Source organism: Actinoplanes sp. NPDC051859 (assembly GCF_044452725.1).
In the GTDB taxonomy this organism is placed as follows: domain Bacteria; phylum Actinomycetota; class Actinomycetes; order Mycobacteriales; family Micromonosporaceae; genus Actinoplanes.
Genome location: NZ_JBITBX010000006.1, coordinates 20,370 through 43,132 on the forward strand (window position 1 = coordinate 20,370; position 22,763 = coordinate 43,132).

Sequence of the window (22,763 nt, forward strand, 5' to 3'; positions counted from 1 at the left end):
GCGACCGTACGGAGGAAGTGTCATGCCTGACCAAGTGAATGTCGATCCGCAGGCGATGGCGCGCCTTGGCGAACACATCGCCAAAATGGCGAAGGTTGCCGACCAATACGGGACCCGGGCCGACGACATCTACGCCCGGTTCGTGCAGGGCGTCGGCAATGAGGGCAAGGGCGACGACATCACCGCCGAACTGGTGAAGAGTCTCGTGCGCATCAAGAAGGCCGCGAAGTATCTGCACGACCTCAACAAGCTCGGCGACAACCAGAGCGACGGCACCATCGGCGCCGCGAAGCGATTCGACCGTACGGATCAGGAGAACGCCGAGGCCGCGACCACCTTCAGCAACAGTCTCGGGCGGCGGTGACGCCATGGGTATGCAGCTATCTGAGGGGCTGCGCAAGTTCCTTCAGGTAGTCACCGGTGAGGAATGGCCGGTCGCCGACGAGGATGTGCTCTTCGATACGGCGGTGCTGACCAAAGAGCTGGCCGCCGACATCGCCGGAACTCTCAGCCAGCTGGCTACCGAGGCGACTCAGATGGCCGGCCGGCACAACGGGCGCACCGCGGCCGAGCTCGTCAGGATCCTGATGGCGTACACCAGCAAGCCGCCGCAGTACTTCGACAAGCTCACCACCGACCTGAACACCATCGCCGCCGACGCCCGCAAGGCCGGCACGATGGTGCAATACCTGAAACGCATCATCATCGGCCAGGTCATCATCCTGGTCGCCACTTTTGCGTACGTGGTCGCCACGAGCTGGTTCAACCCGGCTGCTCCCGCGCAGTTCGCCGCACAGCGCACGATCAGCCAGATCATCATCCGCTTCGCCAAGGGCCTGCTCAAGCAGCTCCTCCAGCAACTCGTGCTGCAGGTCGGGCTGGACGCCGCGGTACAGATCAGCCAGTTCGCCACCGGTGACCGCGACAAATGGGACACGGACCTCACCAGGGACGCGGCCGGGTCGGCCGCCACCGGTGTGGCAACCGGCGTGGTGCTGGGCGCCGGCCGCGGCGCTCTGAACAACAAGTTCAAGCTGGACAAGGGCTTGGGTGGCGCGGTCGCCGACGTGGCTGAAGGCGGATTGCACGAGTACCTGTCCGAAGGCATGTACTCCCTTCTCCGGGACGGCAAGTTCGAGTCCAACCCGTTCGCCTTCACGGCCGGCATGTTCGACAGCGCGGTCGAGATGGGTGGTCACGCTCTCGGCAGCAAACTCCGCAAGGACCGGTCCACCGACGGGGGCGCCGACACCGCGGACAGCGGACCGGCAGCGGATGCGACCCCGCCCAGCTCATCGCCGCTCAGCGCCTTGAACCTGGCGGCCGGCCCGACCTCGACCGGCGGTCCGGCCTCGAGTGGCGGTCCGGCCTCGAGTGGCGGTCCGGCCTCGAGTGGCGGTCCGGCCTCGAGTGGCGGTCCGGCCTCGAGTGGCGGCTCGGCCTCGGGCGGCGGCCCGAGCTCGGTTAGCGGCGCTGCCCCCACGGGTAACGGTGGGCCGACCGGCGACACCACACCGACCACCAGCCGAACAGTCAACGACCCCGGCCCCAGGCATGGCGGTGCGGCCGTTCCGACAGGAGGCTCGACCAACGGGTCGACAGCCGGGTCGCCGAGCGGGTCGACGGGTGGGTCCTCGGGTGGCACGTCGAGCGGATCGTCGGGTGGGTCACCACAACGCGGTGATGGCGGTGGTCACGATGCCTTCGAAACCGGTGGCGCACGCACGGCTGGCGACACTGCGGGCGCGGGCGTGCATGCCGGCCCTTCGCAGCCGGATGTCGGCCGGTCGGATCTGAGCCACGGTGTCCCGTCCGAGCCCCGCGCGCCGCTTGACCGGTCATACTCCATCGGCCAGGACTCCAGCGCCGGCATCGTCGGTACTTCCCCCGGTCCGGCAGCCGGAACCGAGCAGACCGGCGTGCCGGCCTCGACCAGTGTGCACACTGAGAAACCGGCCGGTCCGGCGCAACCGCTGCTTACAGCAGCCGCTCCGGCGCAATCGACTGCTGTAGCCCCCGCTCCGGCGCAATCGACTGCTGTAGCCCCCGCTCCGGCGCAATCGACTGCTGTAGCCCCCGCTCCGGGGCAACCGACTCCTGTCGCGCCCGCTCCGGTGCAACCGGTGGCAGTGACAGCCAGCGACGTAAGGACCGATGGCGGTTTCGCAAGCAGTGGTGGCAGTGTCGAGCCGACGGGCGGCGGGACGGTCGTCAGCCCGGTGGGCGGGCCGGTCGGGTGGGCCACCCCGCCCGGCGGCGGGCAGACCGGCACCACGGAACCGTCCGGCCCGACCGGGGGACGACTCGTCGGCGCCGAAGGGTCGCGCCCGGCCGCCCGGATTAGTCCAGCTCCCGCGCGGCCACCGGCCGAAGCTTCGTTGACTGTCCCTGCGCGGCCACCAGGCGATGCCCCGCTGACCGTGCCCGAGATGCTCGAACGGGCCAGCAACCTGCGGAGCGACCGGCAAGCGCCGCGTAGAGGCCGCACTTCGGACGGACCCGGGCGTACGCAAAGCCCGGCCGCTTCAGATGCGGCCAGGCCGGCGGCTGCGGATGTGGTCAGGCCTGGGGCTGCGGATGTGGTCAGGCCTGGGGCTGCGGATGTGGTCAGGCCGGCGGTTCCGGATGTGGTCAGGCCAGTGGTTCCGGATGCGACAGGGCCTGCGGTTCCGGATGTGGCGCGGTTGGGGGCGCTGGTCGAAGAGGTGGCTGCGTCCGACAGGGCGTACGGGCCGCAGGCATGTGTGACTTTGTTGGACGGGTTGCGGGCTGGTCTGTACCCGCGTCCGGATTTGCGCGCACCGGTGACCGGACCGGGGCGGGCCGCGTCGGTGGTGGACGACTCCGTGCTGGGCGGGCGCCCGGAGGATGCGTTGGCGCGCGACCTGGGTGCCGGACGGTCCGGATGGCAGCGGGTGTCGTCCTGGCAGACTGTGGAGGACGCGGTGCGGCGGGCCGGGCCGGGTGCTTCGGCGTTCGTGCTGATGGGACGCCCGGACGGCCGGATCGGGCACGGCTTTGCTATCCATCACACCAGCGATGCCGGTGTGCAGTGGGTGGAACCGCAGGCCGAGCCCGGGCGCCGGCTGACACCGTCGGGGCAGCGGTCGGACAGTGCGGCGGCATGGACGACCCGGGGTGGCGAGAGTGCGGAGTCCGCGGTAGCGGCACGGGCGATCGTCGTCGACGGCAACGGCCGGGCCATGTCGGATGCGTTCACTCCCGCCGTGGAATCGGCGTCGACGGCGCGGGCGGTGGTCGACCGGCCGACAGATCCACGGCACGGCGCGCTCGACCCGAATGCCGGGGTCGATCTGTCGGAGCTCCTGACTCCCCGCCGGCCGGGCACCGCGCCGGCGACCGGGTTGGTGATTTATCCGCCCGGCTCGTACGCGGTGGGGCAGGACGCGGGCGACCGGGGGCCGCACTTCGTCATGCAGGCGGACAAGGCGCAGGTGGTGGTCGGTGACGGCACCGGGCGGGGCCCGGCGGGGATCCCGGACACCGTCCGCTATCCGACCCACCCCGTAGACCCGACGCAGGCGTCCCTGCAGGTCGCTCCGGATCGCTCACTAGCCGTGCACGTCGCGCCGAAAGCCACGGAAGGGTCGGAGGTCTCGACAGCCTCGGAAGCCAAGGAGTTCTACGCCGTACCCGAGGTCGTGACGAAGGCAAATGCGGCGTTGGCGGCCGTGGGTAGTCCGGTTCGATTGCGCAGCGGAGGCCGGTTCGTGTCGGTGGACGGCACGAAGCTCTACCGCACGCAGCCGACGATCGTGGGCCGAGAAAGCCCCAGCGGCGTCGAGGAGTTCGTGCCCCTGGGCACCAGTTCGTGCGTGACGGTGACGGGCAGGGTCATGAACTCCGCCAACAGCAAGGATTCGAGGGCCCTGCTGGGTAACGACGTCGGTCCGTCGGACGGACGGCGGGCGATGAACATCAGCTTCAAGATCACCCCCAATGCCACCTCGGATGCCGGTGTGGAGCGTCTCGCCACGGAGCTGGCCGGCCACAGCACTGACTCGTTGTCCGTTGCGGACGCCGTTCAGGCGGCCCACAAACAGGATCGCGTCGTCGACGACAAAGGTCGCCGGTATGGCGAGGCGCTGCGCGATGGCAAGCTGCGGGAGACCGCCTACCGGCTGGGTATCAACGAATTCGCCGCTCCCCGGACTGGTGAGGGCTATGCGACATTCAGTATCGCCGCCCGGGACGAACGCGATCACTCAGTCGGTGAAGCCGTCGATCGGGGCGACAACGCCTGGGGCTATCACTTCGCACCGGTCGTCGCGGAGTCGCTCGACGGATCGACCCGGGTGACGCTGGAGAATTACAGCCGCGACCTGGGCGAGTTCATGCAGGGCGCTCTCTACGAGAGACTCCGAGCACGCGCCAGCAGGGACGGCAAGACATTCCCCCCGCTTACCGAGCGCGACGACCTGGCGACGGCCCAGACGAAGCTCGACCGCATCTTGTCCTATCTGAGCACGGATCCGGAGGCTAAGAAGGACGGTGCCAAAGCGCGAATCAAGATCAAGAACGACTTTGAGGCGCATACCGAGCAGGCATGGTTCTTCCGGGTCTACAGCGATTCTCCCGGTCATAATTTCCACGAGCAGCAGGCTGCCTCAGGATTTTTCAACAACCCGTTGACCGTACGGGTTGGCCGGCACGAAACGGCCGCACCGACCGGGCAGGGCGGTCGCGGACCTGGCGAGTTCACGGCGCCGGATGCGGCGAGGTTGGGTGCGCTGGTCGACGAGATTGCCGCGTCCGAGCTGGCGCGCGGGCCGCAAGCGTGTGTCACGTTGCTGGATGGTCTGCGCACCGGGCTGTATCCGCGCCCGGACCTGCGTACCCCTGGGCCGGGCCGGACAGCCTCGGTGGTGGACGACTCGGTCCTGGGTGGACGGCCGGAGGATGCTCTCGCCCGGGACCTGGGCGCCGGGCGGGCGGGATGGCAGCGGGTGCCGTCCTGGTCGGCCGTCGAGGACGCCGTCCGACATGCGGGGCCGGGCGCTTCGGCGTTCGTGCTGATGGGCCGCCCCGACGGCCGGATCGGGCACGGCTTTGCCCTCCACCACACCAGCGACGCCGGCGTCCAATGGGTCGAACCACAGGCCGAGCCGGGCCACCGGCTGACGCCGTCCGGCCAGCGACCGGCCGACCCGACCGCGTGGATGCGACAAGGCGGCGACATCGCGGAGTCCGCGGTGTCGGCGCGGGCAATCGTCGTCGACAGCACGGGTCGGGTTCTTCCGGACGCGTTCACCCCCACTGTGGAATCGGCCTCGACGGCACGTGCGTCGGTGGACCGGCCGACGGATTCACGGCACGGTGCTTTCGAGCCGCAGTCGAAGGCTGTACGGGTCAGCGGCAGCTCGTCGACGGCGGTTCTTCCCGGTAACGGCAGCTCCTCGGCAGGGGCTGTTGCCGGCGGCGGCAGGTCGTCGGCAGGGGCTGTTACCGGCGGCGGCAGGTCGTCGGCGGAGGCGCCGGCGGTGTCGGTTCAATGGGAGGACGGGCGGATCGCCGACGCCACTGTGGGGATCCAGCGGCCCCGGCCTGCGTTCACCAGGGCCGGGGGCGGGGCTGCCGAGGGCGACCACGTGACGCCGTGGGACGTGATGCGCCGGCTGGTCCGGAACATCGTCGTCGGCCGTACGCCCGCGGAGGCGGTGACCGGCCTCGCCGAGTTCGTCGCCGGCCTCGAACAGCTGAGCAATCCGGTGCGGAAGGCGATCGAAGGCACGAATCCTGAACCCGGCGCCGCCGAGCGGGGTGACGATGCCGCCGGGCAGGACATCCTGCGCGAGGTGTGGCAGGCGGAGGAGGCGAAGAAGCCACCGCGGCTGCCCGGGCAGACGGAGGTCGACTGGGCGTCGGCGCGGGCCCTGCTGAATGGGCGGCTGGCCGAGGCGAGCACCGACCCGGCGGGCATGGCGGAAGCGGTCCGGGCGACGCTGAACTACGCCAACCGGTTGCCTTTCATGACCGTCTACCACCACCAGGGTTCCGCCGGGCACGGTGAGGCAGCGGACTTCCTGGACCTGGACGGCGGGGACCGTACCTCCGCTCGGTTGTGGGGTCCCAGCGACGTCGCCGCCATGCTGCGCGGCGCTCAGCTCAGCGAGGCGTCGACCCGCCCGCCCGCCGACGGTCCGGTTCGGTCGGACACCGACATGGATGTGGATCCGGCGGACGGTGATCCGCCGGTGCGGCCGGCGGAGGTCGTCGATCCGACGCGGGCCGAGCTTTTGGCCGCCATGGCTGCCCGGCACGAATGGCTGATGCGGCTGGCCTGGCCCGAGCCGGCTTTCGACCCCCGGCCGCTCGACGCCGCCGACCCCGCGCTGGTCACCAAGATCGTCGAGGTGTGGCGCAACGAGGTCGGCGCACGGACGTACGCTCTGGCTACGGACGGCTTCATCCCTCGCCAGGTGGGAGCCGACCAGTCAGGTTCTGCCGGGCGCCCCAGGCGGAACCGGCGACCGGCACTCCTCAGGGTCAGCCAGGAGGAGCAGAAGGCGGGCATCAGGAAAGCCGGGAGAATCGATCTCCTGCCGAGGCAGGACGACGCGCGCGACTCCACCGCGCGGTACGGCTGGGCACTGGTCGAGCTGGCCGGCGACCCGCACGGATGGGATCAGTCTGGCCTGCCGCCGGCGCTGCGGGACGCGATCCTCGACACCGAGGGCAGGCCAAGCGCCGATGCGGGCCGGCGGCTGCCCACTATTGCGGAGCTGACGACGCGAGCCACCGAGTTGCTGAGGCCCCCCGCGGGAACCAGCGCGGCCGACGCGGTCACTGCTGTGCGGGAACAGGTCGTCCCTACGCCCCGCAGCGTCCCTGCGCCGGACCAGGCGGACGAGCAGTTCGCCCGCGTGACGCTGCGGCCGGACGGCACGATCGAGTCCGTGCACGCCGAGCGGCCCAAACCGCCGCCGGGGCTGACCGACCAGGGCTCACACAGCACCGCCTTCGTGCAGGAAGAGCTGGCTCTCGCCGCGTTGACGGTGGGCAGCGACGTGCCGACCGCAGCGGCGAAACTGCACCGCGCGGCGCAGCACACTGCCGCGCTGGACTTGGCGGCATATCTGCCGGAGGAAAACTTTCACCGAGGCCACCCGCAGGCTCTGCTCGACGCGGCGCGCGCACTCGACACTGCCGCGACCGCCGCGCGGGAGGAACCGACGGCCGTACAGATGTCCAGGGTGGTCCGCACGTACCTCGCCTACCGCAACCTGCTTCCCTTTGCCACCACCTACGAGGGCTCTCGCAGCGGCGGCGGTGAGAGCAGGGAAGCGGCGCGGCGGGCCGACTGGACCTGCCTGGACCTCACGTCGCTCGAAGAGGTCCTCGGATCGGACCTCCGAGGCACCAGCAAGAAGGCCGCCGAGCTGCGGAAACTGGCTGTTGCAGGAAGCTCGGCAGGTCCGGTGGAGAGTCTCGTGCGGGACCGCTTCCACTCGGATCCTCCTGCTGCTGATCCGGAGGGCATCCGCGAACAGATCCGCCAGCGCCGGATAGCGGAGTACCTGCTGGCGAAGGATCACTCGAAGGTCGCCTGGACCTTCACCCCCAAGGTGGCACAGGACCTGGTCACCTCCCGGGCATGGGTCACCGACGCGGCCACGCTGTTCGGCGCGGTCCAGCCACTGCTGTCCGCGCCGCAGTCGGTGCCCGCGCTGGTCGACGCCATGGCCGCGGTGGACCTGAATCCGCCGCCGGCTGGCGGGACCGCGCCGGAGGCGCACCCCCGCAAGCGCAAGGGGTCCGACGACGGGTCCGAGCCGCCGGCCCGGAAGGCGAAGCGTACGGGCAGCTCAGCCGCAAACCACGGCGATCCAGCTGGCAGTGGTGGACCGAGCGCCGGGTTGCGGCTGGCTACCGACTCCGCGCCGGGCCCGGCAGCAACGGTGAGCCGTGGACCGGACGGGGTGTGGGTGGCGGACGGGCAGGAGCTCGTCGCCGGAGACCTACCTGGGGGCGGCCTGGCGCTGCTGACCGACGGCGAGCTGGCCGAGCTGGGCGGAAAGCCGGTGGTGCCGGACACCGACGCGCTGGCCGTGGCGGTGCACGGCGCCGGCGACCTGGTACGGGTGCCCGTACGCACCGAGCTGGGTGACGTCACCCAGCTGGGTCTGACCCCGAGCCAGCTGGCGCAGGTGCTCGCCGATCGGGTGTCGCCCGATCAGCCGGTGGCGTTGCTGGCGTGTGCGGGTGGCGCGCTGGCGGGTGGTTTCGCACAGCAACTGGCCGACAGCCTGGGCTCCAACGTGCTGGCCTGGCAGGACGACCTGGTGATCGGTGCCGGACCCGAGCCGGTCGCCGTTGGTGGACGCGCGGCGTTGCTGTTCGTGCCCGACGGCGTTGCCGGCGAGGGATGGGACACGCTCAACGATGTGACCGGCGAGGAGCTGGCCGCAGCCGACGCGACGGGCTCAGGCCGCCGCGAGCCGGTGGAGATCCACGGGTTCGGCGCCCCGATTGAGCGGGCCGGCGCCCCGATTGAGCGGGCCGGCTCCCCGACTGAGCGGGCCGGCGACTCGGCCGAGCGGCGCGGCGAGCCGGCGGCGGGGCATCGACTGGCCGGAGAGCCGGCGCTGCGGATCCCCGGCGCGGAGTACCTGTCGGCGAGCAGGGTTCCCGACGGGGTGGGCGAGGGAGTCGTCCACCGGGACATTCCCGCGGTGAAGGTCATCGCCGGGCAGCATTACGTGCCCGTCTACATCGCCGTCTTCGCCGATGCATTGCGGCCGGACGATGCACCGCCGAGGAACAAGGACGTCGGCCAGGGCCCGGACGGTCACATCGACATCCACACCGGCTCCGCCGACAGTAAGGACAACCCGTTGTGGTTGAGCTTCGGGCAGAGTTTGCGGCAGCTGAAATGGGTGGAGAAGTACGGGCTGGACGGTAAGTCCACCCCGATGATCCGCTCGTTCCTCGTGCCGCTGAAGGTCGCCAACGACATCTCCGCCGCCGCCATCACCGAACACGACGCCGGGCGGACGTCCGCGGACCTGAACGTGGACCGGCCCTTCGGCGCCAATCAGTTCGGGATTCGTGACCCCCGGTCGCTGGCGTGGTTGCGGGAACACGCGCTGCCCGGTTCGCTGCGTACGTACCTGAACGGCGCCGCCGAACACACCCGGTTCGACCCGCGGTGGGGCGACGTGCGGGACCTGAACGAACTGCGGGACCAGTACGGCGTACCCGATGAGGTTCTTCCGGATCTGCCGGTCTTCACCGACGGCAAGAAGGACTTCCTGTCGGCCGGTGCGTTCGCGGATCGAGCCGACCAACTCCAGGACGCGGCGACGGCATATCTGCGCAGTGTGCTGCTGATGGCCGAAGTCCGCGAATTTCCGGACGCGCTGGCCGCTGCCGGCGGTGCTCCGCGCCATGCCGAGGACGTCGAGCTGTTCTTCGACCGCTACGCCTCCGTCGACCTGCGGCGGGACGGCGACGAGGATCCCGCCCGACGGTACGCCGGGGACTTCCCCGAACGGGTCGACGAGTTCTTCACCAAGTACGTCATCCCGTGGGCGAACCAGGCTCGGATCGCCCAGGTGCTGCACCACGAGTTCCATGCGTTCGGCGCCGACGGCGAAACGCCCGCCCCTGCGCGGGCAGTGCCGTACCGGTTGGCCGAAGACACCGATGTGCCTGCGGGCAGTCCCGCCCCGCACGTGCCGGCACTCGGTGCCGGGCGGCAGCGCCGGTCCGCCGCGGTGGAGGTGCGCCTGGAACTGCTGGACCTGCGGAACGACATCACCGCCGCACTCGGCAAAGGCAGTCAGCTGCCACCCGCCGCGCGACGGCCGCTCGGACAGTACCGGGCGACGATCGAGCCGATCCTCAAGAACTACCCCTTCAAGCTGGGCCGCGCGGACGCCCTCTCGGATCAGGAGAGCAGCGGCCTCGCCGCCGCCGACACGGTCAGAAACACGCTGCTGGAACTCGTGGGACCCGGTGACCGGCCTCCCGTCGTCGACACCATCGCTGATCGCCTGACCCGGCTGGCCGAGCTCGGCCGGGCCCTCCAAGACTCCCGCCCGCCGGACGCGGGGTTCGCCGCCCGGATCATCGGGCGGGGCTACTACCTGCGGGCCGGCGGAGACCCGACAGCGCCGCACCGAGGGGCCGCGATCGAGGCGATCGGGCAGGCGTTGCAGGTCGGCGGCGACGAGTCGGCGCAGCGGGTGGCCGCGGAGGCGGCGAGCGGTCCGTGAGCGTCTACGGCCCGGATCTTGAACGCTGGCATGCCGTCCCTAGACTCCACCACCGACGTACGGGCGAGACAACCAGCGGGCGAAGGGCGGGCGTACACAGATGATCCGGGCTTCGTTGCGCGCGTTCGCCGCCGATGGCCGGTCGGGAGGTGCGGGTGAGTCGCCGCCGCCGGCTGTCGGCCGTGCGGTCGTCGCCGGCCCATCCGTCGTCGGCGAACCTGCTGAAGGCGTGCCGCACGTGTCGCCAGAACACGCCGCGCGCTGGTTGTGTGACGGAGCCGTCGTGGTCGGCAGCACGAGTGCGGCCGCCGACGAGCACCTGGCAGCGTGCGTCCCGGTCACTGATGATGCCGTCGCCGTCGTTGCCGGTCGGGGCGTCGACTGGGCGGTCGCGGGCGCCGAGATAGCCGCGCTCGTACCGCCTGGAGCAGCGATCTGGCTCTTCTGCGCCGACACTGCCGGCGGGCCGGCGCAGCACCTCGCCGACCTGCTCCAGGTCGAGGTCATCGCTCCGCGTGGCCGGCCGCTCTTCACCCCGCAGCGACAGGCGTTCCTCGCCGGCCCCGCCGAGCGGTTCCATCGGTTCAGGCCCGGGTCTCCCGACCGGGTACTGGGCCGTCGCTGGCCGGCGCCGAGCTGGTCCGACGAGTTGGACAGCCACTTCCCCGGCCAGCGCCCCGGTCTGCAGATCGTCGGCGTGCCGGCCGGACTGTGGCTGTGTCCGGCAGACGTCCCGCCGCCACAGGCCGCGGATCCGGCCTTCGGTATCGCCGAGGACCCGGACCGTTGCACCATCGTCGTGGGCCGGCCCGGGTCGCCGCCCCCCGACGCAGACGTCCTGATCGACGTGCTCGACGAGCTGCCGGTCGCGGTGCGCCGGTCGGTGCTGGTGGTGCCGTACGGCTGCGGCGCGGAGGTGGCGCTCACCGTCGCCGGTGGGCTGTCCCGCCGCTGGTCGACCCCCGTCGCCGCGGCCACCGGCCTGCCGATGCTGGCCGCGGGTGCCGTGCAGACCGTCGCGACGGGCGGGCTGGGCTGGCAGCCGCTGGTCGATCAGCTCGTCGTGCACTGGCCGGCCCCGCCGAAGGCCGTCGCACGAACACCGTTCCTCGAGGACTGCCTGGTCGACGAGACCGGCTGCATCCTGCTCGCCCCCGGGTGGACGGTGGCCGCCACCGCCGCCGGACTGTGGTTGCACCGGCCGCAGGACTGTCACCACGCGGCCGAAGTGTGCACCCGGCCGGCGCACCCGGAAGGATTGACCATCCAGGTCGGCGTACCGGACGAGCCGCCGCAGGGCGACGTTGTGGCGGCGCTGCGCGAGCTGGGCGACCGGCTGCCGGGCCGCTTGCTTCCGACCGTACGCATCATCGGTGTGACCGACGACGACCTGGACGCAGCCGGCCTTTCTGCGCCCAGGACCGGAACAGGCGCGGCGCCGACCGGTCGCTGGCTGTCCGACGACCTGCTGGTGGTCGGTTCGGAGGACCCCTCCTTCGAGGACGTCGCACGTCAGGTGGTTCGGGAACCCGGGTATGTCACCGTGGTGGGCGCCGGTCCGGCCGGCGACTGGGCGTGGTTGGCCGACGAGGCGCGCATCGCCGGACGACCGGTCCGGCTGGTCGCCTCCGCAGCCGCTGCCGCTGCCGTACCCCTCGCCGCCGCACTCGGCAGCGCGGTGATCGCCCCGGACGATGCGGTGGTTCTGGTGCCCGACGGCACCTGCTACGCGGTGGGGGACGGCTGGCTGCGGACCAGCCCCGACGGCACCGTGACGCCGGCCGGGAACCGGCACCCCGGCACCGACTGGGAGCAGGCCGTGGAGACCATCGCGGCCGACCACCCGATGGTCGGCCGGCTGTGGGTCGAACCGATCCCGGCAGGACTCTGGGTCTTCCCCGCCGATCCCGACGAGGACGCGCCCGACCTGGCGGATCTGGCGATCTCCGCGCCTGTGCTCGCCGGCCGGGTACTGCTCGTCGTGGGCAGTCCCGGCCGTCCCGCGCCCGAGCCGGACGACATCGTCGCCGTCGCGGAGCTCCTCCCGCAGTCGGTGCGCCGCAGGCTGGCCCTGGCACCGTACGGGTCGGATCGCCGTGGTGTCCTGGCCGCAGCACGGGATCTGGCACGCCGATGGTCGCGGCCGGTGGCGCTGGCGAGCGGCTTGCCCGTATCGACCGGCCGCTCCTGGTCCGCGGTGGTGGTGGACGAGGCGGGTGACCCGGTGTGGCAGCCCCCCGTCGCGCTGTGGACCTGCTCGGCGACCGGGCTGCCGATCCCGGTGCACGCACCGTCGTTCCTGGCCGATCTGCCGTCGACCGCCGCGGGCAGCTATCGCATCACCGACCGATGGATTCTGCATCTGAACTTGGGCGGGTTGTGGCTGGCCCCGGCCGGCACTCCGGTGGGGCCGGACCCGGAGTGGGACGCCCACCACTTCACCATCCGCGTGCACGCGGACGGGGCGGTGTCCGCCGAAGCGGAAGCCTTGGTGGCAGCGCTGATGCTCCGCCTGCCACCCGGGTTGCGGCAGCGGGTACGGGTAACGCCCGCCGGAGCCGCCACGCCGTCCCAGCTCGCCCCGCTCACTACGCCTCCGGCGCCTGCCGCACTTTCGGCGCCCACCGCGCCCACCGCGTCTGCCGTGCCTTCCGCACCTGCCGTGCCGTCAGCGCTACCCGCGCTTTCCGCGTCCTCCGCACCTGCCGTGCCGTCAGCGCTGCCCGCGCTTTCCGCGTCCTCCGCACCTGCCGTGCCGTCAGCGCTGCCCGCGTCCTCCGCGTCCTCCGCGCCATCGTCGTCGGCGTCCTCCGTGCTGAAGCTGGCCGCCGGCGCAGCAGCGGGCGGAGCGGTTGCGGGCACCGAAGCTCCGGTCGGGTCGCTGGGCGGCACTCCGCAGGCCGCGTCGATGCCGGTCAGCGAACCCTCGGAGTCGGACGTTGCTGCGGCCGTACCGGAAAATCCGGTTGCCGACGCTGCTGGCGAACCAGCGTCCAAGGCGAAGCTGACCGCGACTACTCGGATGGTTTATCGAAGGGCCAAGGAAGCGGCCAGTACCCGGCTGCGCCGGCGCACGTCCGTCCGGGAACATCCGCTGCCTCCGGTGCGCCAGCTCGGCGAACATTTGATCGCGGTGGGCGAGCCCGGCCCCGATGAGGACAGGCTGCGGGCTGCCGCGCCGCGGGTGGATGGCGGCGTCGGTGTCCTGGCCGCACCGGAGTTGGAACCGGCGGATCTGGCCGCGGCGGTGGCCGCGACCGTTCCCGCCGGTAGCTCGGTGTGGTTGTACGTGCCCGATGCCGGCCGGCGGGGCGCTGACGGAACGGTGCTCGCCGAGACGGTGGCCGAGCTGACCGGTGTCGCCGTGGTCGCCCCGCTCGGTGCAGTCCGGCGGGTGTCCGGCGGCGGCGTCTTCGCCGGCGACCAGGACGGTTCATGGTTGCGCTTCTCCGACGAAGCCATGGTGCAGCCGCTGGGCCGGCGCTGGCCGGCGCCGGTGTGGGGACAGCCGCTGGACGAGGCGGACCTGCCCGCCCGCAGGGGGCTGCAGCTGACGCCGGTGATGGCGGGGCTGTGGGTGCTGCCCGCCGGCAGTGCGCTGCCCGGCCCGGACGACCCCGGCTTCCACCTGCCGGCTGACCCGGACCGGTGTGTCCTGCTCGTCGGGCACCCCGACGCTGCTGAACTGTCCGTGGACGATGTCGTCGAGGCTGTCGACCAGTTGCCGCACGCGGTCGGTGAACAGCTGACCGTGGTGCCGTACGGCTGTGGCGCAGACGTCGCGATTGCCATCGCCGAGCGGCTGTCCCGGCAGTGGGCGGTGGCCGTCGCTGTCGCGACCTCGTTCCCCGACAGCACGGGTGACGGCGAAATGGGCGGCGCTCGTGGTCCGGCGGTGCTGCGCTGGCGTCCGCTGGCTCCCCGACTGATCTGCCGGTGGCCTGATGAGCCCACCCCAGACGGTCCGGCCGACCGGCTTAGCGTGCTTTCTGCGGCCGCGGGTGACGGTTGGAGCGCGGTGGTGACCGGGTACGGCTTGTGGCTGCGCCGCCCGCAAGATATCGACGATGATCGAGTGGGTTGGCAGTTGCCCGCCGATCCCGCCTGTTTCACGATCGCGGTAGGACGCGGCGACGGCTCCGAGGTCACCGGCCGCATTCCGCTGCTTACCGATCTGGTCCGGAGCCTGCCCTCGGATGTGCTGCCGGACCTGCGGATCGTCGGTATACCGGCGGCCGATGCGCTGTCGATCAATCCTCTGACCTCCGAGCCGTCGCCTCCCCCGTCGACCGACGGCGCGGCGGGGATCCGGCTGGTCCGCATACCCGGCGGCTTCTGGATCACCGACGAAGAGCACGCTGACGCGGACGATCCGGAGTGGAATGCCGCCCCCGTCCCGGATCGTCAGCTGCTGGTGTACGGCAGGCCGGGCGCCGCGGAGCCCGACCCGACGGTCGCCGCCGACCTGGTCGAACGGCTTCCCGCCGAGCTGCGGGCCCGACTGGTGGTGGTGCCGAACGGGCCGCGGCGCGACGGTTGCGTGACCTTGGGGCGGGAGCTGGCCCGGCGCCTCGGCGCCGCCGTCCCTGTCGTGACTGGCCTTCCCCAACTGCACGCCGGCGCCGTCGCCGAGCAGTGGCACACCGTTGTCGTCGACGACAACGGGCTACCGGTATGGCGGCCGCCGGTGCGCCTGCTGTCCTGCGACGCTGAGGGACGGCTCGTCGCGGCGGAACGCCCGGACTTCCTGAGCGGTCGGGCCGCTGGCCGATCCGGTGGATATCTGATGGACGCCGACTGGGAGGTGCAGCTCGTCCACTTCGGAGCCTGGCTGCGCCCGGCGGGTGACCGGCCGGACCCCAACCTGCCCTGGGACGCCGAGCGCTTCACCGTGGTCGTCGACGACAGCCGCAACGAATCCCAGGAGCTGGCGGAGGAATGCCTCGACGCGTTCCTGCAGCTCCTGCCGGCCGACGTCCTCCGCCGAGTCCACACGATTCCGGCGTCATCGCTGCCCGACCCGTCGCCCGGGCCGGCAACCGAGCAGCCAGCCCGGCGGCCGGCGCGGTCAGCAACCGAGCCGGGGCCTGTCCGGCCGGCAGCTGATCCGGCGCCGGCTCGACTGGCAGCTGATCCGGCGCCGGCTCGACTGTCAGCCACCCCGGTACCTGACCAACCGGCCCCGGTTGCGGCCGCCCCGCCATCCGGTCAGGCGTGTAACGGCGCGCACCCCTTCCCCTTCGACATGGACCACGAGAGCAGTCCGGAGCAGCGGTGGGCACTGCGTGACGCGCTGGGCTGGCGTTACGACGCGCACGCGCGCCGGGTGACCGAGCTGCTGGCCAGCCGTCCGGGTCTGCGCTCGGCGAACCCCTCGGCGTCCGGAGAGCTTCTCGCGGATCTGGTGGCTGTCCGGGCGTACGCATCGGGTGATGCCGGCGGGTTGGTTCCGGCGGCGGACTCGGAGGCGAACCTGGCGTTTGCCGCCTGTGTGGTGAGTGGACTTCGCCGGCTGCCGTCCCGAATGGGTCCGGTGGTGGCTGATGTGGCCGTTCCCGATGGCGCTGACGCCCACCGGCCCGGGGCGGTCGTGCAGGAGAAGGGTCTTCTGCTGGCCGGCAGCCCGGCGGTGGATACGACGCCGACAATCCGTTGGGTCATCTGGTCGACGACCGGCCGGCGGCTCGGCGGCCTGGTCGACGGCGCCGAAGATCAAGTGATGTTCGGTCCGGGGACCCGGTTCCGGGTGCTTGCCACGGACCAGCCGGACGACGGAACGACGGTCGTCTTTGTGCTGGACGAGGTGTCGGAGCCCGACCATGAGCACCAGGAGCGCCTGGTGGCGCGCTTGCGAGCCTGGGCCGCTCGGCCGACCGGGGCGGCGTGAGGCGCCGACGTGGACAGCGGCGACACACCCGGCATCGAGACAGCGGAGAGGTACGACAGGTATGAGTGACACGCAGGCCTCCGAGCTGTGCCGGCTCACCATCTACGGTCCGACCCGGACGACCGAGGTCGCGGTGCCGAGCCACCTGCCGCTGGTCGATCTGCAGCCGGAGCTGTTACGCCTCGCCGGTCCGGGTGTGGCCCAGCAGGGCATCACCTCCAACGGGTGGGTCCTACAGCGGTTGGGTGAGGCGCCGCTGGACGACCTGCTCAGCCCGGCGGAGTTGAACCTTCGCGACGGTGGTGCCCTTTACCTGCGCCCGCGCGACGCGCAGCTGCCGCTGGCCGACTTCGACGACGTCGTCGACGGGGTTGCCACGGCCGTACGGCAGCGACCCGACCGGTGGCGTCCGGCGCTGACCCGGACCGTCCTGCTGGGCGTGCTCGGTGTCGTCCTGGCCGGAGGGCTGGCGATGCTGGCCTTGGCGGGGCCTGCGCTACCCCGCGCGGTGACCGCATGGCTGCTGGCCCTGGGCTTGTGGGGGGCCTCCGCGGCAGCGGTACGGATCCTGCGCGACGAACCGGTCGGCGTGCTGTTCGCCCTGGCAGCGGTGTGCTACTCGGGGTACGGCGGCGCTGTCCTTCCGACCGGTTCCGGCGGCCCCGGACCTGTCCTGTTGTCGGCCATGGCACCGCTGTCGGGGATGGCGCTGTTGTTGCTGCTCACCGTGCCGGTGGCGCGAGAAGCCTTGGTGGCGATCCTGCTGGGGAGCCTGCTCGGCACGACGCTCGGCGTGATGCAGACGGTCTTTCACCTGACCGCGGTGCACGGCGCCGCGCTGGGGCTCGTGCTGGCGATCGGCCTGGGCGCGATGGTGCCGCTGCGCGCGGTGCGGCTCGCGGGGATTCGGATCAGGCCGTTGCCGCACTCCGCGGACGCCCTGCAGGAAGACGTCGAGCCGGAGCCGGGGCGGGAATTGATGGTGCGGGCCGCGCAGGCCGACCGGTACGCCACCGCCCTGTACGCCGCACTGTGCACCGTCTCGGGCCTGTGTCTGGTGCTGTTGAGCACGGGTTCCGGCTGGACCGCCACAGCTCTGTGTCTGACCGGTGCGGTGCTGGTGCTGCTCTACGCGCGGGGCTTGGAGAACATCTGGCAGCGGCTGTCCATGGTCGGTGCGGGTGTCGCGGGCCTGGCGGGGGCGGGATGGCACGCGGCGACGCGGTGGCCGGTCGAGGGCCGGTTGGCCGCGGCGGTCGGCCTGGTCGTGCTTGCCGGCGTTCTGGCCGGTGCGGCCCGCAGTCTGCCGGGCCACCGCCTCATGCCGATCTGGGGGCGGCTGGGCGACCTCACGCAGGGTGCGGCAGCGCTGGCTCTGGTGCCGCTGTGCGCGGCCGTGCTGGAGGTCTACCAGTGGGTGCGATCGGCGATCGGATGAGCCGGCGGCGGAGAGGAGTGACCGGTGCATTCACGTCGTGACCAGGTGCAGGCGCAGGCGTACCTGAACGGTCGGATGGTCGCGGCGGTGCTGACCGCGGATCCGGACGCCCCGCAGTCACCGACTCGCCGCACCACCGTGGGGTTGCTCTCCGGCGTGGCGGTCATGGCGCTGATCATCGCGGGCTTCGCTGTCTACGCCTGGCTCTCTCCGGGTGGCGCCAAGCGGCTGAACACGCCGCAGGCCCTGCTGGTGGAGAAGGAGACCGGCGCCCGGTACGTCCTGGTCGAGGGCCGGCTCCGGCCGGTGCTGAACGACGCTTCGGCTCGCTTGCTGCTCGGCGAGGGCATGAAGGTCACCATGGTCAGCCGCAAGTCGTCGGGGAACCTTCCGCACGGCAGCCCGCTCGGCGTGATCGGTGCTCCCGACCCGCTGCCCGAGCGTTCCCGGCTGACCGGTGCCGACTGGTGGGCCTGCGCCGACACGGCGCCCGGCGTCGACGGCCGCCTGAAGCCGTCCGCGACGCTGGTGGTGGCCGCCGCCGACCCGGCGAGCTTCTTGACCGATCAGCAGGCGGTGCTGGTTCGCGCACCTGACGGCCCGCGTCACCTGCTCTGGCAGGGCCGGCGGCTAAAAATCACGCAGGACTGGGTGGTGCGGGCCTTGGGGTTCGACAGTCAGCCACCGGTTCCGGTGAGTGCGGCCTGGTTGGGAACCGTCCCGCAGGGACCGGACCTCACCGGGCCGGATGTGCCGCGCCGCGGGCAGAAGAGCGCCGTTCGGGTCGGCGGAACCGCTGCCACCGTCGGGCAGATCTTCGTGGTCGATCAGCCTGGCCTCGGCAGGACACGGTACGTCGCGCTGGCGGAAGGACTCGCGGCGCTGTCCGATGTGGATACCGCACTCCTGTTGGCAGATCCCGCTACGAAGGTCGCGTACCCCGGCCAGTCGCCGTACGAGTTGTCGTTGACCCTCAGCGATCGGGCGGCAGCGGCCAGTGCGGTGATGCCGCAGCCCGCGGGGCGCCCGGTGACGTCACCCGCCCGACTCGTCTGGAGCGAGCCCCAGATGTTGTGTCTCGCGGCCGCGACGGGTCCGGACGGACCACAACCACGCCTGCTGGTACGCAATCCGCGGGCCACGGCATCCGCACCGGCGTCCGGCCCCGGCATCCGCGCCGACGACCGGGTCGCGCACCGGGTGGCGGTGCCGTCCGGAGCGGGTGTCGTCGTCCGTCCGTTGGTGGCATCGGGCACCGCCGGCCTGGCCACCTATGTGGTCACCGACACGGGCGTGAAGTATCCGGTGCCCACGGCGCAGGACCTGGCCGCACTCGGATACGGCCAGGTGGTGGCGACACCCGTACCGCCCGCCCTGCTCGACCTGCTGCCGACAGGACCGGAGTTGAGCGTCGACGCCGCCGTACGCGGGAAGTGAACCGATGGTGATCCGGTGCGGTCGCGGCCGGGCGAGGGAAGGGGCGGTCGTGCCGGCAGGCTTCGACGGCGAGTTGGACAAGATGTGGGACACCATCCGGGAGCAACAGAGTCAGCTCCAGGACGTACAGCGCGCGGTCGATGCGGCCACGGCCACCGCGACGTCGCGGGACCGTTCGGTAGCTGCCACCGTCGACGGGTTTGGCAACGTCACGTCTGTGCAGTTCAGCGGGACCCGGTACCGGTCCATGCCGCCTACGGAACTGGGCGTACTGGTGGTGGAGACCATCGCTGCGGCCCGGCGGCAGATTGAATCGCAGGTGAGTGAGATCTACCGCCCCCTGCTGCCGGAGGCGGCGGATCTGGGCGCGGCGTCGACGGGTCGGGTCGACGTGGCGCAGATGTTCCGGGAGGCGATGGACGAGGTCGGCCTGGGGGAGTACCTGGATCCGGAGCAGCACGGCCGGCCCGGGCAGTCCGGTCAATACCAAGAATAGGAATGCGCAGATGAAAATGTCGCCCCTGCGTCTGCTTGCGATGTCCGCAGCGGCCCTGGTCGCCTCGGTCTCCCTCGTCGGCTGTGGGTCATCCGGCAGCGTTTCGCCGGCCACGCCTTCCAGCGGCCTTCTACCTGCGGCGGAGGGAAAGACGGCCTACCCGTTGACGCTGAAGGCGCCGTGGGGGGAGTCCGTCCTCGGGAAGCGCCCGGAGCGGGTGGCGGTCGTCGGTTATACCAACGACGCCGAGAACACCATGGTTCTCGGCGTTACGCCGGTGTGGGCCGATAAGGAGCAGACTGGGTACCCGTGGGTTCCGGCGGCGCAAGCCAAGAAGATCGAGAGGCTTGGCGAGCTGGGCGACACCTTCCCCTTCGAGGACATCGCCGCTGCCAGGCCCGATCTGATCATCGCGATCCAGACCGACCCGGGTCAGCTGAGGGACAGTTACCAACGGCTGTCGAGCATCGCTCCGGTGCTTACCACCGAGGCGCCCAGCTTTGACCTGCCATGGGAGAGCGTAGTCCGGACGATCGGCTCCACGCTGGATCTGGCCGATCGGGCCAACCAGGTCGTGACAGGGGTTCAGAAGAAGATCTCCGACACGGCGAAGGCCCACCCGGAGTACAAGGGCAAGTCGGTGACCTTCCTGCTCCTGGTGCCGGGCCGCGGCTTTTGGACCTATCGTTCGTTCGCGGGGTCCGCCAACGCCACCATCATGCAAAATCTGGGTTTCACCCTGCCGGCGGCGGCCTCGAAGTTCACCCGTGACAATCTGATTATCTCCGCGGAGAACTACGGCCTGCTGGACGCCGATGTGCTGTTGATCGCCGCGCCGAAGAAGGAGCTTGAGAGCATCCTGCAGGTGCCTACCTTCGCGGATCTCCCGGTCGTCGTCGAGAAGCGATACGAGCTCCTCGACCTCGACACTGAGGCCAACATCGGCGTGGCAATAAGTTGGCCGACGGCGCTGAACGTGCCGTGGTTCATCGACCGGATTCAGCCCGCCCTCACGGCGGCGGCGACGAAGTGACCGACTCGGCGCACCGGTGCCGGAAAACGCCGGCCCCGATGCTCTCGCGGGCGACGTCCCCGAGAAGGCCAGTACGACGACCCCGACATTCTCGACGTACTGATCAGCCTCGTTCTCGCTGAGGTGACGAGATCGAGTGATGGGACGACACTCGATGTAGCGGTACCGTGACCCAGTGGCGAGTCCGGAGCTCGACGACAGTCAGCGTTTCGAGGCAGTCCGCATTGCTGCGATCCTCGAACGCTACGACGTCCATGGCCGGCAGGAAGCCATCCATGCAGAACTGGCGATACTTCGCGAAAAGACCCTCCTGTCGCTGGGGGAGCTGAGCCGTGACCCGGCAGTGCTCGGGGACGTGCTGGGCGACTACATCCACAAGATGGTCATGGGTACGCAGGGAGACGCCGTCCGGTACTGGCCGGTGATGGAGTTACTGCGTGCCGCGGGCGCCGATGAGCAACGGGCCAGGGAGCGGGCACGGCAGCTGCACGAGGCTGCCTCCTAGGGGGATATCCGGGCGTTGAGCTGAATTTGACAACGGCTCGCATAATCGACGGGTGCGAAGTCCCGGTTGGATCTCAGGTGTAGTGGCGCTCCTTGCGGTGTGGTGCGCGGCGATGTTCCCCGCTGCCGCCCGCGCGGACGTCGTGTCACCGGCCACGGCCGGGCCAACGCGCGTGATCTCATACAACGTCTGTGGTGCCAGCGCATGCCAGAGCCCGTTGAGCGGGCCGCAATGGACGACCGCGATGAAGCGGGAGATCACCCGGTGGGATGCGGACGTGGTGGCGCTGCAGGAGCTCTGCATCGGTCAGTGGGTCGCGCTCCGGGACGCGCTGCCGGGTTACCGCGCGGTGTGGACGTCCACCATCCAGACGCACTCGGGGTGCGCGAAGTGGAACGCGGACAGCCGGTTCGGCCTGGGCGTTCTGGTCAAGACCAGTGGCGCCGTCGACCGGCTCGTCGGCAACCTGACCGTTCCCGCCGGCAGCGAGGGCCGCTCTGTGCTCTGCGCGCGCGGGACGGTCGACGGCCGGGTGACGCTCGCCTGCACCACCCACCTCGCCCAGTACATCCAGCCGGACAATGGTGCCTCGCAGGTCATGGCGTACGTGGGCGGCTGGGCCGGCACGGCACCAGTGATCATCGGCGCTGACGTCAACGCGGATCCGTTCACCGACTCCGTGCTGGGTCCCGTCCGTCGCGGCGCGACCGGGACCGGACCCTTCGCCGAAGTGGACGAGAACGACCGGGACCACTTCACCGCCGACTGTCTGGCCGCCGGCGCAGCCCAGTGCCGTTCGGGAGAAGGCACCGTCGCCGGCGACCGTAAGTTCGACGACATCTTCGTGACCGCGGCCGACTTCCACACCGTTCGCGGCGACGCGGTCGAACCGGGCCTGTCGGACCACCGGTTGCTGCGCGGCGCCGCCCATCCGGAAGCCCGCTAGGTTCTGTCCGGGGGCAACACTTAGCGAGTGAGCAGTTCTGGTCAGCGGTGAGCAGCGGGTGACCGCGCGGCTGAGCAGGTGCGGACCGCAGAGTCGAAGACACGAAAGGCCGACTTCGACCCTGAGGAACCGAACATGATCACGAGCATCGAGGAAGACGCGGCGGTCGTCGTCCGCCGGGAGATTCGCATTGCCGCCCCGATCGACCGGGTGTGGCACCTGCACACCGACGTCAACGGGTGGCGGCGGTGGCAGACCGACATCGACACCGCGTACGCCGACGGGCCGCTCCTGCCGGGCAGCACGTTCCATTGGAGCACCGCGGGACTGAACATCGCGTCGACCGTCTACGCCATGGCGGCGCCGCACCGGATTCTGTGGGGCGGCCCGGCGCACGGGATCACCGGCGTTCACGAGTGGACGTTCACCGCGGAGGGCAACCGAACGCTGGTGCGGACGGCCGAGTCGTGGGACGGCAACCCGGTGCGGGCCGATCCGCACAACCTGCGCGCTGCCCTGGACACCTCGCTGGCTTCTTGGCTTGACCTGCTCCGTGCCGCCGCTGAGACCCCCGCGAACTGAAGGAGAGCGACCATGACCACGATGTCCACCCCCGTCGTCAAGAACGCGAAGCGCAAGGGCCGGCGCCGGACCGCCAAGGTGTTGGCCTGGTTGTCGCTGGCGATGTCCGGTGCCATGGTGCTAGCGGAGCCGTGGTTGTTGCTGCCCGTGGCGACGATGGTGATCGCCCTCAGCCTCTGGGACTGACCGTCGACTCGGGCT

The 22,763-nt window shown here is 70.9% G+C and carries 11 protein-coding genes; all 11 read left to right on the forward strand.

Annotated features, from left to right (window positions below):
- Window positions 1-22 precede the first annotated feature (22 nt).
- The 11 genes from ACIA1L_RS16930 (at window position 23) to ACIA1L_RS16980 (ending at window position 22,748) form a co-directional block, all read left to right on the forward strand.
- On the forward strand, window positions 23-364 hold the full coding sequence (locus tag ACIA1L_RS16930) for a hypothetical protein (protein ID WP_396073646.1): 342 nt from the start codon (window positions 23-25) through the stop codon (window positions 362-364).
- 4 nt (window positions 365-368) lie between these two features.
- Window positions 369-10,238, forward strand: coding sequence for a hypothetical protein (locus tag ACIA1L_RS16935; RefSeq protein WP_396073647.1), 9,870 nt, complete (start codon window positions 369-371; stop codon window positions 10,236-10,238).
- A gap of 283 nt (window positions 10,239-10,521) precedes the next feature.
- Complete coding sequence (locus ACIA1L_RS16940; RefSeq protein WP_396073648.1) at window positions 10,522-16,125, forward strand: hypothetical protein; 5,604 nt, start codon at window positions 10,522-10,524, stop codon at window positions 16,123-16,125.
- Between the two features lie 61 nt (window positions 16,126-16,186).
- A complete protein-coding gene (gene eccD, locus ACIA1L_RS16945; RefSeq protein WP_396073649.1) occupies window positions 16,187-17,563 on the forward strand; it encodes a type VII secretion integral membrane protein EccD in 1,377 nt (458 codons plus the stop codon).
- Between the two features lie 24 nt (window positions 17,564-17,587).
- The gene (gene eccB / locus ACIA1L_RS16950) at window positions 17,588-19,000 is read left to right on the forward strand and encodes a type VII secretion protein EccB (RefSeq protein ID WP_396073650.1); all 1,413 of its coding nucleotides are present in this window, start codon (window positions 17,588-17,590) and stop codon (window positions 18,998-19,000) included.
- Window positions 19,001-19,049: 49 nt separating this feature from the next.
- Window positions 19,050-19,496 (forward strand): YbaB/EbfC family nucleoid-associated protein, encoded by a 447-nt coding sequence (locus tag ACIA1L_RS16955; RefSeq protein ID WP_396073651.1) that lies wholly within the window; start codon window positions 19,050-19,052, stop codon window positions 19,494-19,496.
- Window positions 19,497-19,506: 10 nt separating this feature from the next.
- Window positions 19,507-20,529, forward strand: a complete 1,023-nt coding sequence (locus ACIA1L_RS16960; protein ID WP_396073652.1) for an ABC transporter substrate-binding protein — start codon at window positions 19,507-19,509, stop codon at window positions 20,527-20,529.
- Between the two features lie 175 nt (window positions 20,530-20,704).
- A complete protein-coding gene (locus ACIA1L_RS16965) occupies window positions 20,705-21,034 on the forward strand; it encodes a hypothetical protein (RefSeq protein WP_396073653.1) in 330 nt (109 codons plus the stop codon).
- Between the two features lie 112 nt (window positions 21,035-21,146).
- Window positions 21,147-21,980, forward strand: coding sequence for an endonuclease/exonuclease/phosphatase family protein (locus ACIA1L_RS16970; RefSeq protein ID WP_396074058.1), 834 nt, complete (start codon window positions 21,147-21,149; stop codon window positions 21,978-21,980).
- A 135-nt stretch (window positions 21,981-22,115) separates the two neighbouring features.
- The gene (locus ACIA1L_RS16975) at window positions 22,116-22,562 is read left to right on the forward strand and encodes an SRPBCC family protein (RefSeq protein WP_396073654.1); all 447 of its coding nucleotides are present in this window, start codon (window positions 22,116-22,118) and stop codon (window positions 22,560-22,562) included.
- Between the two features lie 12 nt (window positions 22,563-22,574).
- Window positions 22,575-22,748, forward strand: coding sequence for a hypothetical protein (locus tag ACIA1L_RS16980; protein ID WP_396073655.1), 174 nt, complete (start codon window positions 22,575-22,577; stop codon window positions 22,746-22,748).
- Window positions 22,749-22,763: the final 15 nt, after the last annotated feature.

Bases quoted from the DNA above. Each gene is read 5' to 3' on its own strand.
- ACIA1L_RS16980 (WP_396073655.1), top strand. From the start codon at position 22,575: ATGACCACGATGTCCACCCCCGTCGTCAAGAACGCGAAGCGCAAGGGC.
- ACIA1L_RS16935 (WP_396073647.1), top strand. From the start codon at position 369: ATGGGTATGCAGCTATCTGAGGGGCTGCGCAAGTTCCTTCAGGTAGTC.
- ACIA1L_RS16970 (WP_396074058.1), top strand. From the start codon at position 21,147: ATGTTCCCCGCTGCCGCCCGCGCGGACGTCGTGTCACCGGCCACGGCC.
- ACIA1L_RS16960 (WP_396073652.1), top strand. From the start codon at position 19,507: ATGAAAATGTCGCCCCTGCGTCTGCTTGCGATGTCCGCAGCGGCCCTG.
- eccD (WP_396073649.1), top strand. From the start codon at position 16,187: ATGAGTGACACGCAGGCCTCCGAGCTGTGCCGGCTCACCATCTACGGT.
- ACIA1L_RS16930 (WP_396073646.1), top strand. From the start codon at position 23: ATGCCTGACCAAGTGAATGTCGATCCGCAGGCGATGGCGCGCCTTGGC.
- ACIA1L_RS16975 (WP_396073654.1), top strand. From the start codon at position 22,116: ATGATCACGAGCATCGAGGAAGACGCGGCGGTCGTCGTCCGCCGGGAG.